This window comes from Anabaena catenula FACHB-362 (assembly GCF_014698735.1).
Lineage (GTDB): Bacteria > Cyanobacteriota > Cyanobacteriia > Cyanobacteriales > Nostocaceae > Anabaena > Anabaena variabilis_A.
This window is the reverse complement of record NZ_JACJTQ010000033.1, coordinates 59,624-72,736: the sequence shown is the minus strand read 5'-3', so window position 1 is coordinate 72,736 and position 13,113 is coordinate 59,624. Positions and strand designations below refer to the sequence as shown.

11 protein-coding genes and 2 pseudogenes are annotated in these 13,113 nt (G+C 39.9%); 6 read left to right on the top strand and 7 right to left on the bottom strand.

Annotated features, from left to right (window positions below):
• Positions 1 to 106 precede the first annotated feature (106 nt).
• The 5 genes and pseudogenes from H6G68_RS19290 to H6G68_RS19270 form a co-directional block, all read right to left on the bottom strand.
• Positions 107 to 613: pseudogene (locus tag H6G68_RS19290) on the bottom strand (type 2 periplasmic-binding domain-containing protein); the annotation flags it as partial.
• A gap of 241 nt (positions 614 to 854) precedes the next feature.
• Complete coding sequence (locus H6G68_RS19285; protein ID WP_190908083.1) at positions 855 to 2,267, bottom strand: ABC transporter substrate-binding protein; 1,413 nt, start codon at positions 2,265 to 2,267, stop codon at positions 855 to 857.
• 69 nt (positions 2,268 to 2,336) lie between these two features.
• A complete protein-coding gene (locus H6G68_RS19280; RefSeq protein ID WP_190908082.1) occupies positions 2,337 to 3,371 on the bottom strand; it encodes a substrate-binding domain-containing protein in 1,035 nt (344 codons plus the stop codon).
• 27 nt (positions 3,372 to 3,398) lie between these two features.
• Positions 3,399 to 4,781, bottom strand: a complete 1,383-nt coding sequence (locus H6G68_RS19275) for a serine/threonine-protein kinase (RefSeq protein WP_190908081.1) — start codon at positions 4,779 to 4,781, stop codon at positions 3,399 to 3,401.
• A gap of 96 nt (positions 4,782 to 4,877) precedes the next feature.
• Positions 4,878 to 5,891, bottom strand: a complete 1,014-nt coding sequence (locus H6G68_RS19270) for a LysR family transcriptional regulator (RefSeq protein WP_190711702.1) — start codon at positions 5,889 to 5,891, stop codon at positions 4,878 to 4,880.
• A gap of 239 nt (positions 5,892 to 6,130) precedes the next feature.
• Between H6G68_RS19270 and H6G68_RS19265 the strand changes: the two genes are divergently transcribed.
• From H6G68_RS19265 to H6G68_RS19240, 6 genes are all read left to right on the top strand, one after another.
• Positions 6,131 to 6,847: an NnrU family protein gene (locus H6G68_RS19265; protein WP_190908080.1), complete on the top strand. Its 717-nt coding sequence runs from the start codon at positions 6,131 to 6,133 to the stop codon at positions 6,845 to 6,847.
• A gap of 371 nt (positions 6,848 to 7,218) precedes the next feature.
• Positions 7,219 to 7,605 (top strand): thioredoxin family protein, encoded by a 387-nt coding sequence (locus H6G68_RS19260; RefSeq protein WP_190908079.1) that lies wholly within the window; start codon positions 7,219 to 7,221, stop codon positions 7,603 to 7,605.
• 250 nt (positions 7,606 to 7,855) lie between these two features.
• Positions 7,856 to 9,946: an NAD(P)H-quinone oxidoreductase subunit 5 gene (locus H6G68_RS19255; protein WP_190908078.1), complete on the top strand. Its 2,091-nt coding sequence runs from the start codon at positions 7,856 to 7,858 to the stop codon at positions 9,944 to 9,946.
• Between the two features lie 229 nt (positions 9,947 to 10,175).
• A complete protein-coding gene (locus H6G68_RS19250; protein WP_190908077.1) occupies positions 10,176 to 10,490 on the top strand; it encodes a hypothetical protein in 315 nt (104 codons plus the stop codon).
• 5 nt (positions 10,491 to 10,495) lie between these two features.
• Complete coding sequence (locus tag H6G68_RS19245) at positions 10,496 to 10,918, top strand: HNH endonuclease (RefSeq protein WP_190908076.1); 423 nt, start codon at positions 10,496 to 10,498, stop codon at positions 10,916 to 10,918.
• A 291-nt stretch (positions 10,919 to 11,209) separates the two neighbouring features.
• A complete protein-coding gene (locus H6G68_RS19240) occupies positions 11,210 to 11,878 on the top strand; it encodes a hypothetical protein (protein ID WP_190908075.1) in 669 nt (222 codons plus the stop codon).
• A 100-nt stretch (positions 11,879 to 11,978) separates the two neighbouring features.
• Here the strand turns inward: H6G68_RS19240 and H6G68_RS19235 are convergent, their stop codons facing one another.
• Both H6G68_RS19235 and H6G68_RS19230 read right to left on the bottom strand, forming a co-directional pair.
• Positions 11,979 to 12,347 (bottom strand): hypothetical protein, encoded by a 369-nt coding sequence (locus tag H6G68_RS19235; RefSeq protein WP_190908074.1) that lies wholly within the window; start codon positions 12,345 to 12,347, stop codon positions 11,979 to 11,981.
• A 305-nt stretch (positions 12,348 to 12,652) separates the two neighbouring features.
• A pseudogene (locus H6G68_RS19230) lies at positions 12,653 to 12,826 on the bottom strand (element excision factor XisI family protein); the annotation flags it as partial.
• Positions 12,827 to 13,113: the final 287 nt, after the last annotated feature.

Sequence of the window (13,113 nt, the reverse complement as noted above, 5' to 3'; positions counted from 1 at the left end):
TCAGATTGACCGTGTTAGCCTGTGGACTAGATCGTGCCGACACGAATAGGATGAAGCAGGAAGAAAAAGCTGGTAATTGTTAGCATTTGTTAGCTTTTTTGTATCGGTTGACTGCTACTGCTAATCCATCAATTGCTATAAGAATTTGATTAAGGCTAAACCCACGTTGCTGGGCGCGGCTTAATTCTGGGTCTAAAACTGGTCGAGAGGACTGGGCAAAGGTTAGTTGACTATCAATTAATGCCTGTATCCCAGTACCTGAACCAGGCGCGATATTACTAGGTTGCAGATAACGTAACCAAAACTCTGGTCGCACTTTTTGGATTTCTGAATCAATTGCTAGTCAAATCGGGGCCCAAGAGGTGCTGCCACCGTAATTAAATAATCCTGTGGGGATATTTGGTACAGAGGCGAAGTTTTTAACCCTGGGTTGTTCTGAGGTATTCTGAGTTTGGTTTTTACTACCAGAAATAGAATTATTGGGATCAGAGCTAATAATTTTATTCAAGTCAACATTCGATTTTCTGGTAAACCACCAAAAACCTCCCGCTATTAGTAACATCGTTGTTAACAGAGATAAAACGAGAATAAGTGTTTCATTTTTTGTGGACATACTGAATTATTCACCCTTGTCTATATAGATGTTGATAGAGGTTGATAGAAACAATACCGTTACAGTATCCGTTTTATCATTATTATTAACTCTTAAATAAAGCGATTAATTTTTTAACTAATTCAGGAGGTTTAAGTAGCCGCTTTCTAGCGCTCCGACTTGACGCTAAATCTCCGTTACAAAACTTAATTACAAATTAAGTTGGTGGTAGCCTGCCGGAGGCATTATTACGAATTACGAATTATTTTAACTTGTCTCGTATTGGCTCAAAATCATACCCAGTACGGGAGCGATTACCGGGAACAATTTTCACAAGTTGGACTGGGGCATTGCGATCGCCTGATTGTAAAAAGCGAATTGCGCCAGAAGCACCAGAAGCTGCAAAATCTGACGAAACTAAAGCTTGTTGAATTCCAGACCGGGTAGGATTAATTTCTAGCGCCGCCATAAACGCTTTTGTGGCATCATAGGCCAGGGCAGTACGCCAACTTACATCACCACTCCATAACTTGCGAGACTTTTGGGGAAAATCTGACTTTGTGTCACCATCAATATGCCAGGGAACGGCCACTACCATTCCTGTTGCTTGTTCTCTACCAATTTCTAAAGTTTTGAGGCTATAAACATCATCGCCTCCCAGTAAAGTTAAGCGTTTCTGATTCACTTGAACTACTTGTAATGTTTTGTCCAAAGTTTCAGTATTCGCCGCTAACATCAACACTTCTGCTCCTTCTTGAATTGCCCGTTCTACACTTTTAGCTGCACTAAAATTCCCCTGAGATAAATCAACCTCGCTGGATATTTGTCCACCTTCCAAAGCCAGAGAGGAAACAAACTCAGATTTTAAAGATTGGCTATAGTTACTTTGAGAATTGAAGAAAACTACAGCTTTCTTTTTCTGCAAGGTTTTTACCATGTAGTTAGCTAAGGTTCTAGCAGCCATAAAATCACTGGGAACTGTGCGAAGAACATAGCGGCTAAAGTTAGAAAGTTTTACTGAAGTACTGGTAGGAGAAATAGCTACAAGTTCTCCAGAAGAATAAACAGCACCTGCTGCTAAAGTGGCATCACTTGTATTAGGACCAACTACACCTAATACTTCCGAATTTTTAACTAAATTGGCAGCAATTTGTTGAGATATTTCTGGATTATCATCGTCGTTAGCTATGCCTACTTTTAAGAGAACTCCCTTAATTCCCCCAGCAACATTAATTTCATTTTGGGCTTGAGCAATACCCCGTAAAATTTCTAAAGCAGCATTTGGGTCATTACCAATAGGTACAGATGCAACAATAGTATGACTTTTGCTATTTCCAATCCGGGCATTATTCAGATATATCAGTGCTTCTGGATCGTTTGGTTTGAGTTTTAGGGATGCTGTTAAATCGGTAATTGCTTTGTCATAACTTTTATTAGCTAAAGCCTCTATGCCGTCTTTTCTAGCTGAAGATATTTCTCCGGGAGTTAAGGATTTATCTCCAAAACTAATCCTTTCGCTAATTGATTTGTTACTATTATTGGTTTGATTGCCAGCGGTATTACTCCCAACATTAAACCCAGAACTATGAATAAACCACCAAATCCCACCACCCACTAAACCTGTTGTCAATAGTAGAGATAAGACTAAAATTTTAATTTCATTTTTGTTTGACATAGCTGAGTTTTAATAGGGTAGAATTTGCTATTTAATTGTTCTGACAAAGTTCTGCTGGCTTAATTTAAATCACTTGATTCTGATAAATCCAGCCTTTTCAATTAGTTCTTGACCTTGAGGTGTTAGTAACCAATTTGCATAAGCTTCCCCAGCTTGTTGATCGGCTTGACCATTCTGTTTGACAATCACAAATAAATTGCGGGTTATTGGGTAATTTCCACTACGAAAATCTTGATTATTTAACTGGTTACGCTTACCAGGACATTCAGATTGAGGTATTAGAGGTTGTTGGTATGGAGCAACTAATTGACTGCTTGTCCGCCCGATTGGGAGAGATTTAATTGTACATTGGGGAACAATCTCTGGAGCCGAAGCGTAGTAAATTCCACCTGGAGTAGTGGCTATTTTTCTAATAGCTTCTGTCGTTGTACCAATGTAACTAACATTGCTACCAAATTTATCTTTATTGAGGACATTTTCCACAAAAAATTCTACTGTTCCTCCTGCTTCTTTGCTACGAGATAAAGGTGTAATAGGTAGATTTAATCCACCTACCTGTTGCCAATTAGTAATTTTGCCAGTGTAAATATCTTTAATTTGGGCAACGCTTAAACCGGATACATTGAGTTTAGGGTGAACTGCGATGGCAATCCCATCAATTGCTACAGGAATTTCTTTGAGACTAAATCCTTTTTGTTGAGCTTGTGTATTTTCTTCTGCTTTGATTGAACGAGATGATTGAGAAAAAGCTAGTTGATTATCTATCAACATTTTAATACCAGTTCCTGAACCTGGTTTATCAAAAAGGGGTTGTGTGTATCGTAAAATAAACTGAGGGCAAATTGTTTGCAGTACTGAATCTACGTCTTTACGTATGGGAGACCAGGTAGTACTTCCACCATAGTTAAATGTGCCTTCAGGGATAGTGGCTACATTACAACTAGGTGATGAATTCGGACTTTTCGATTTATCAACTAAGTTCTCAGAATTAGAACTATTAATTTTTGCCCAACGTTCCATTAAAAACCATAAGCCTCCAAAAATTAACCCACAGGTAATAATAAGAGATAAAAGCAGCCTAAGCGTTTCATTCTTGTGAGACATACGTGGCTTTCTTAAGGTTAATTGGTTCTAAAGTATTGAAGATAAGAGTTTATAAATAAGTTTAAATAAGGTTGTCATAGCGATAGTTATTAAAGCAGCAGCAACTGTAAAAATCAATATTTGCTGAATGGGAAGACCTCCCCGTAAGTAAGGGATGAAAAATATAATTGCAAAACTAACTGTGGGAATAATGAGCAGATCAAATTTTTCAATCCAGCGCTTAGTTTGACTAAAAATCAGACTTCCTAAAATCACAAAAGCAATAGCTAAAGTAATAATCGGGTTTTTGACTAAACTAAAAAGAGCGATCGCTATTAATGCTCCCTCAAAACCGCTAAAAGCTGCCCCAGCCAATAATTCCCAAGTTGCAAAAGCCGGTTGAACTGGTATTGGTCGCTGAGGTGGTTGTGGTAGAGGTTGTTGTTGTGGTAGAGGTTGTGGTAATACTGTTGGCGGAACTGAGGGAGCAAAAAGGGCTTCCAGCACTTCCTGGGCTGACTGAAAGCGTTGACTAGCAGCAGCCAGCAGCATTTTATCTAAAATATCAGCTAATCGGGGGCTAACGGTGATTTGAGAACGCCATTTCCACTGGTTGGTATAGGCATCAAATAGCTGATTTGCCTCTTGTCCTGTCATTAAAGTGATGAGAGTAACCGCAAAAGCGTATAAATCTGTAGATGGGAATACTTGACTTCCTGACATCTGTTCAGGTGGTGCAAATCCCATAGAATAGATGCCCGTGGAAGCAGCAGAACCAGATGGGGAATTGGCAACTTGTTTAACTGCGCCAAAATCTAACAAAAAGAGTTTACCATCCCGACGACGCATGATATTAGAAGGTTTAATGTCTCTGTGAATAATGCCTCTGTCGTGAATAAAAGTCAGCACTGGGAGAATTTCTCGGAGTATTTCTAGCACTTGGACTTCAGAAAAATTCCCATTTTGAATTAATTCTTCTTCCAGGTTTTGCCCATCAATATATTCTTGGACTAAATAAAAAAACTGGTTTGGCTGACTTGGTTGCAAGCTGGGAAGTGTGATAGTAAAAAAAGCAAATAGGTTAGGTATTTGCTTGTGTTCATTACCTATTTCTTCTAAAGTTTCTGCTTCTTGTGTAAATAAAGTTCTTGCCTTTTCTAAGGCTTCTTCTGTTAAATTACCGCTTGGTTGAAATTGCTTAACTACACATTGACGCATTTTTGGTGTATCACGATCAATCGCCAGAAAAGCAGCGCCAAATCCTCCTTGTCCCAAAAGTTTAATGGGCAAATAGCGGTCACGCAAAATCAGTGGCATCCCACAGCTTGTACAGTATTTTTGCTGTGTAGTTTTTAAAGTTGTAATATCATCTAAATCAGCAAAATGGTTTTTTGGGCGCAAGCAATGTGGACGAGTGCAGTAAACTTCCATATTAGTTTTTAGTCATTAGTCATTAATCATTAGTCACTAGTACCGCTTTCTCGGAAATCCTGCGGTACTAATGACTGTTAACCTTTGACAAAATGTTTAGTCTGCGTTAGATGAATTGAGCGTTACGGTATCTAATGTAGTTCCGAGTAGATCCTTTGGTGATAATTTTAACGTATCTTCATTCCATCCAGGAGTAGCAAACTGAGGTAAGATTTCCTGACTGAAGGCTTCTGCTGCTTTGGAACGATAACGATTGGGATTAACAATCAGCCACAGGGTTCGCTTGACAACTACACCTTCAATGGGAGTACGGTGTAGCACACCCATTTGTAATTCTTTAGCGATCGCAGAAGTAGAGACAAAGGCAGCCCCTAAACCAGATTGCACAGCATTTTTAATAGCTTCTATGGAATTTAGTTCCATTTCAAATTTAAAACGTCTGGTATCAATCTCACAGCGTGCTAACACCTGATCAATGACTTTGCGGATAGTAGATTGAGAATCGAGAGCAATGAATTGTAGTTTATATAGGTCTTCTTTTTGAATTGTTTCGAGTTTAGCAAAGGGATGGAATGTCGGTAAAATTAGCGCCAGTTCATCTTCTGCGTAAGGAACAATTTCTAAAGATTCTGCCAGTTCACCGGGAATCTCTCCACCGATGATAGCTAAATCGACTTGTCCATTAGCCACACTCCAAGCCGTGCGGCGGGTAGAGTGGACGTGCAATTGCACTGCCACATCTGGATACTTTTGTCGGAACATTCCAATCATGCGCGGCAAAAGATAAGTGCCGGTAGTTTGAGAAGCCCCGACAATTAAAGTACCGCCTTGGAGATTTTGTAAATCTTCAATAGCACGACAAGTTTCTTGGCACAGACTGAGGATTTTTTCACCGTAGCTCAGGAGTAGATGCCCTGCTTCGGTTAATTGGGCGCGTCGTCCTCCCCGATCAAATAAGGGGACATCCAGTTGGCGTTCCAGGTTTTGTACTTGCAAACTGACTGCTGGTTGGGAGACGTAAAGACTATCAGCGGCGCGTTTGAAGCTCCCTTCTGCGGCGATCGCTTTGAGAATGCGTAACTGATCTAAAGTGAAAGGAAGGTCAGACATAAGGCTCAACCCACAAACTTTGAAAGGAGCGATTTTGGCAATAAATCAAGGTGAACAGCAATAAGCCAGGCATGATTTATTACAACTTCAACTTAGAGGCTGGACTTGGAAAAGACATTACCACAACATCTTGGCTAAAGTCCTCTTGTGTATAATCTGTTAAAGGTTAAGATGCTTACCAATACTAGCTTCTTTCATTTTGAATTCTTTAATTTTTAATTTTGAATTGAGTTGTGTCTATGATGCTGAATCCTTGGTTTACCTCCAGTCATTTTGTCATGCTGGGGTTACAGTTAGCTTTTGCGATCGCGCACAGTGGAGGCGCGGCTTTGCGTCCTTGGGCAGAAAACTACATCGGACCTAGGTTTTATCGCATTTTATTTGCATTAATCAGCTTACCCTTGGCTGTCATCTTAATTGTTTACTTTTTTAATCACCGTTATGATGGCTGGCAACTTTGGCAAGTGCAAGGTATACCAGGAATACAACCACTCGTTTGGGTGCTGTCAGCGATTTCCTTTTTATTTTTATATCCTGCTACATTCAATCTACTAGAAATTGCGGCTATTCAAAAGCCCCAAGTTCATCTGTATGAGACAGGAATTATTCGTATTACCCGTCATCCCCAAATGGTGGGACAAGTCATTTGGTGTGTTGCCCATACTCTCTGGATAGGCACTACCTTTACACTTGTGACATCATTAGGTTTGGTGCTACACCACTTATTTGGGGTTTGGCATGGCGAGCGTCGCTTAAGCAACCGCTATGGAGAAGCCTTTGAAACGGTCAAACAGCGAACTTCAATTATGCCCTTTCAAGCTATTCTTGATGGTCGTCAATCTCTCAAATGGCAGGAATTTCTCCGCCCTGCCTATGTAGGGGTAAGTATTTTTGTGGCGTTGCTGTGGTGGTCACACCCGCTGTTATTCGTAGCAACTAGTAGGTTAGGATGGTAGTTTTAAGTGATCCCCAATATAAACAGAAAATACCAATTTAATCCAAATTTGGACTTATCAATTACCACCAAATCAATGTAGGATGAATGTAAATACATGTCTGTGAGATTTTCCTCAGTCGGTTTGAGATTTTAGATTGGTAGTTGCTGGTCAAGTTACTTTCCTGGGGAGGAAACGGCAATCAGGAGTTGAACAACAAAAAAAGCCACCGTGAATGTCGCGCTGGCTTTTTTGTCAGCAACGTCTTAAATGCGTTTAAATGTGGACTAACTTACACCTACTTTGAGCGCTGATATCAGCAAAAGCTGACTTGCCAATCTCCCATACTGGTAGTTACTTTGATATAAAAACCTTATAAATCAAGAGGCGTCATGGTGTTGTCGGTTAGTGAGCGGACATTTACTCAAGAAGTTTTAGAATCTCCAATTCCGGTTTTAGTTAATTTTGAGGCTCCTTGGTGTGGCTTGTGTCGCATCATCCATCCCCTGCTGTTGCAATTTCAAGCTCAATGCGGCGACGAAATTAAACTTGTTGGAGTTAACGCCGATCAAAATTTCAAGCTATCTACCACCTACAGACTTAAATCACTACCAACTTTACTGTTGATTGAAAAAGGCATAGTCCGACAACGCTTAGAAGGTTTTCGCAGTAGAGATGATTTACGTCAAGCTTTAGAAGAAATTAAACTCAACTACAGTAGTAGTCATAAAACTTACAATATTCCCAAAACAGCAGACTTGGAGTGCCGCACAGTGTAATTGGAAACCAAAGGCAGGTATGCAGGAGGTGGAAGTTTTCTGGAATTTTGAATTTTGAATTTTGAATTGATTTGTCCCCAAATCTAAAACCATGCTTAACACCCCACCTAATGAGCTTTAGGTGGGGTATTTTATCATCTAGGGTGTGTGTCACAATTATTAACAGTTCCGACCTGGATAGTTGCCTGTGGAAGAAACTTCTACACTACTATCCTAACTTAGTCAAGAATTTTAAAAGTAGGCGTCAGTGATGGAAGTAATCTATCAGTATGCCTGGCTGATTCCAGTATTCCCTCTTTTGGGAGCAATGCTGGTCGGTCTAGGATTAATCTCGTTAAATCAGGTGACAAACCGCCTGCGGCAGCTTAACGCTGTGGTAATTATCTCCCTCATGGGAGCAGCTATGGGGCTGTCGTTGGCCTTGCTGTGGAGTCAAATTCAAGGCCATGCGCCTTATCTCCGCACCCTGGAATGGGCATCAGCAGGCAATTTTCACCTGACAATGGGCTACACTATTGACCACCTGACAGCCTTAATGCTGGTGATTGTGACTACCGTAGCCTTCTTAGTCATGATTTACACTGATGGCTACATGGCACATGACCCAGGTTATGTCCGGTTTTACGCCTATCTCAGCTTATTTGGTTCTTCAATGTTGGGTTTGGTGGTCAGTCCCAACCTGGTACAAATTTACATTTTCTGGGAATTGGTGGGGATGTGTTCCTACCTCCTAGTAGGATTTTGGTACGATCGCAAAGCGGCAGCAGATGCTTGTCAAAAGGCATTTGTCACTAACCGGGTAGGTGACTTTGGTCTACTCCTGGGCATTCTAGGGCTGTTCTGGGCGACAGGAAGCTTTGATTTCATGATTATGGGCGATCGCTTATCGGAACTGGTAGAAACCGGTTCTATTAGCAATTTCCTCGCTATCGTGTTGGCGATTTTAGTCTTCCTCGGACCAGTTGCTAAATCTGCCCAATTCCCCCTCCATGTCTGGCTACCAGATGCAATGGAAGGCCCTACCCCCATTTCTGCCCTCATCCACGCGGCAACAATGGTAGCAGCGGGTGTATTCCTAATTGCCCGGATGTACCCAGTATTTGAACACGTTCCCGCAGCTATGAACGTGATTGCCTTTACTGGGGCATTTACAGCATTTTTGGGCGCGACTATCGCTATTACCCAAAACGACATCAAAAAGGGACTGGCTTACTCCACCATTTCCCAACTCGGTTACATGGTGATGGCTATGGGAGTAGGCGCTTACTCAGCTGGATTATTTCACCTCATGACCCACGCCTATTTCAAGGCGATGCTATTCTTGGGTTCAGGTTCGGTAATTCACGGCATGGAAGGCGTTGTTGGTCATGATGCCGTATTGGCGCAGGATATGCGCTTAATGGGCGGATTGCGGAAGTATATGCCTGCAACTGGCATCACTTTCTTAATTGGTTGCTTGGCAATTTCCGGGGTTCCTCCCTTTGCTGGTTTTTGGTCAAAAGATGAAATTCTCGGTGCAGCTTTTGCAGCTAACCCCCTGTTGTGGTTCATTGGTTGGCTAACTGCTGGGATTACCGCTTTTTATATGTTTAGAATGTATTTCTCGACATTTGAAGGCAAATTCCGGGGTAATGATGAGAAAATCAAAACCCAACTCAAGAATGCGGCTGCGGCTGCGGCTGAAAAATTAGGTGCTGTTGAACTAGCGCCTAACTTTGGCCCAGGGGCAATGAAAACAGGAGAACTGGCAGCACATGACTCCCACGACTCCCACGGACACCACAGCACCTCTCCCCATGAGTCTCCTTGGACGATGACTCTACCGTTGTTGGTGTTGGCAATTCCTTCGATGTTGATTGGTTTGGTGGGTACACCCTACGCCAATTATTTTGAGCAGTTCATCTATTCTCCTAACGAAAGTTTGGCTGAAGTGATGGAAAAAGCTGCGGAATTCGACCCCCATGAGTTTTACATCATGGCGGGTAGTTCTGTGGCTATTTCTGTGGTGGGTATTACTTTGGCGGTGCTGATGTATTTAGCCCGGAAAATTGACCCTGCTGCGATCGCTTCCAAAATCAAACCTCTGTATGAATTATCTTTGAACAAGTGGTACTTTGACGATATTTATCACCGTGTGTTTGTGCTTGGTTTGCGTCGTGTAGCTAGACAAGTGATGGAAGTTGATTTCCGCGTTGTTGACGGTGCGGTTAATTTAACTGGTTTCTTTACTTTGGTTAGTGGTGAAGGTTTGAAATACCTGGAAAGCGGTCGGGTTCAATTCTATGCTCTGATTGTATTTGGGGCTGTTTTGGGCTTGGTGATTGTTTTTGGTGTTACCTGATTTTAATGGGGGCGGTTTGTCCGCCCCTAGATTATTTTTTTGCACGCAGAGGCGCAGAGTCGCGGAGTTATTGAACCACGAAGACGCGTTCGCGTTAGCGTTGCGTTCGCGCAGCGTCTCCGACAGGAGAAGCAAAGGACACGAAGGAAGAAAATTGAGAGTTGGGGTTGAAAATGGCATTTATCAAAAATAAATAATAAGTTATAATAAAAACAAATTACTAAAATGTATGACTACTCAAATTAATTCTCCTCCTGCTGTTGATTATGCACCTCTGGAATTACAAGGAGAATTCATTGCTATGCAAGAATTAACGATTGAGGAATTATTAAATATTGCTCAAAGTCAAATTCCAGAAAGTCAGCAAGAATTACATTTTCAACTGTTAGAAAAAAATCAAAATAATCAATTAAGTGAATCTGATAGATTGTTGTTGAAATCTCTGCGAGTGAGTGCTGATTATTTAATGTTGAAAAAAGCGTATGCCTATGCACTTTTAAAGTGGAAAGGTTTTTCTCTTCCAGATTTTGAGCAATTAGTATAATACCAGTGTCATCTATTTCTAAATCAGTTCGTCAACAAGTTATTAATGAGGCTGGTTATAGATGTGAATATTGTCGTACATCTAGCCGTTTAACAGGTATGCCTTTGGTTATGGATCATATTTTGCCTAGTTCATTAGGGGGAAATGATGAACGAGAAAATTTAGCAGCTTGTTGTTATCGCTGTAATGAGTTTAAAGGAGCGAAAATAACTGCTAATGATCCTGTAACTAATGAATCTGTATCTTTGTTTAATCCTCGTCTACAAAGATGGTTAGATCATTTTCAATGGGCAAATGGTGGTACTCATATTATTGGAATAACTGCTATTGGCAGAGGTACGGTTTTAGCTTTACGATTAAATAATGAAGATGTTGTCCAAGCTAGGGCAATTTGGATTGGTTTAAGTTGGCATCCTCCTAATGATTAATGATGGGGATTTTTTCGGTTTTTGGAAAGTCCTGGCGATTATAAATCGCGGCTATACAAACAAAGTCCACCTGCGTGGACTAATAACAAGATTTTTGAACCCGCAAAGGCGGGTTTTGTCTGTGTAGACGCGATTTATATTCGCTGGGTTATGAAAATTTTTTGTTTCGCGCAAAGATACAAAGAAGCAAAGACGCAAAGGAAGAACACAGCACAGCGATCTATTGAATATTGAGTGATATTTGATATACTTTTAGAAGTCAACAAGTAACTGTTAATACTTCTTAATGATATGGATGACCTTAAATATTTATTAAATCGTGCTTCCTTTGATGAAAGAAAAGCTTTAGCATATATTCTCAAAGCTAAAGAACCAACTGTTGATCGCATTATCGATCGTTTATCTAAGAAGAGTCAAGATGCAGCTAGTTATATATTTAATGAAATATTTGATGATCATCCAAGTTATCAAAAAATAGTTAGGCGTGCCGCTAAAAAATTAAAAATCAAATGTGATAAATATGAATCAGCTAGTGTCATGGAAATTAAAATTGCTCAGAAGGTAATGGAAACGATGTGGGAGAAAATGACACCTGAGCAAAAACGACAAATGGAAGAAGAGTTAAGAAAAGCAGCATCAGAATTTGATAAAGGAAGTGAACTTTTAGGAAGTAGTAGTATTTTTCTTGCTTTGACTGGTGCTAAGTTGTCTGGTTTTGGTATTTATTTACTAGCTTCAACAACACTTGGCTCACTTAGCGGAATAATAGGAATTACTTTACCTTTTGTTGTTTATACAACAATGTCACGTACTATAGCTCTCGTTCTCGGCCCAGTTGGTTGGATAGGTGCAGGATTATTTACAATATGGCAGTTAACCGAACCTAGTTATAAAAGAGTTATTCCAGCTATTGTTTATATTTGCGCTCTTAGAGCAAGGCTGGATGGTGGTTTCGCTTAAATTCATACTAATGTTAGATAATGACAATGGATACAAGAAAACAGGGCAAAATGTTACTTCTGCCCTGAGTCCAAATATCTAAATTACTACTTCGATAACTTTATTGGAGTAAGGCTGATATCAGGTCTTTTGCTTGTATCTGTAAGGTGGAAGCAATACAGCAAGCAAATTGCAATATATTAACTGCTTCATTTATCCAAATTGGCCGACCAATGATCTGGTCATCTATATTTTCTTTATATAACCGCTCTAATAATTCTTTCTTTGTCTTTTCTGGCAATAATCTGGATAGTGGTTCTACTATCCATGTAAGAGCTTTGGTTCTAGCAGGATGATCTATCCTGTACTTGACAAATTTTGCTTCTTGCTGTATGTATTCTTCCAGCATCAGCCAGTCCTTTCTTGGGGATAGGTCGCCAAGCAGTAAGATTTTCTCAGAAAACAAAGTGGGTCGGTTTTTTTGTTTCATTTTTGTTATTATGTTTGACTTGTTGCTTCATTCGTTTTTTCCTTCTAATTAAAGTCATCCTTGAAGTAGGATGCTTATTCTCTAACACATTTAATATATCACAACTACGGCGATATACGCAACTATTAAGTAAAAAAAATTAGAAAAATTTTCGATTTAACTAAGTACATAGTCTTTACTAGTGAATTATCAAAAACAACACAATTTTTTATTGTGTTCGCCTAGTCTTAACTTCGAGAAATTTTTAGCTGCTGATATCAAAATATTCGTTTTGTAGGTTCAGTGAGATAAAATGTAACAAAAATCTAAACCGATGCAAAATCAGTAAACTTTCTCATATAAAGTGGCTTAAAACCTAAAACAATATCCGTTTTTGGTACTCCCAAATCTACCAACTCACTAGCTACCCCTTCCTCGGTAAAATCCCTCTGAATCCGAATTTTTCCATCTCTAATATCTACATGAATAATTGTCCCATAAAATTAACTCACATTAATTCATGAGATTAAATCTAATCAATTTTAGTGCGTTACGCTTCGCCAACAAACCCTACTGTCTGAATCAGGATATCCAGGATTTAAGGATGTACAGGATGAAGGAAAAACTCATCTTTAAAATCTGAAATCTTTCCAGATAAATATTTATGCAAAATCCCGTTAACCCTGTTTTGTCACTCTCGGAAAACAATAATCAAATCCATCTTTTGTAACTCTTATTTCATCAAGATTTGGCGCTTTTTTAGGTATTAAAAAATAAAATTGCTGCA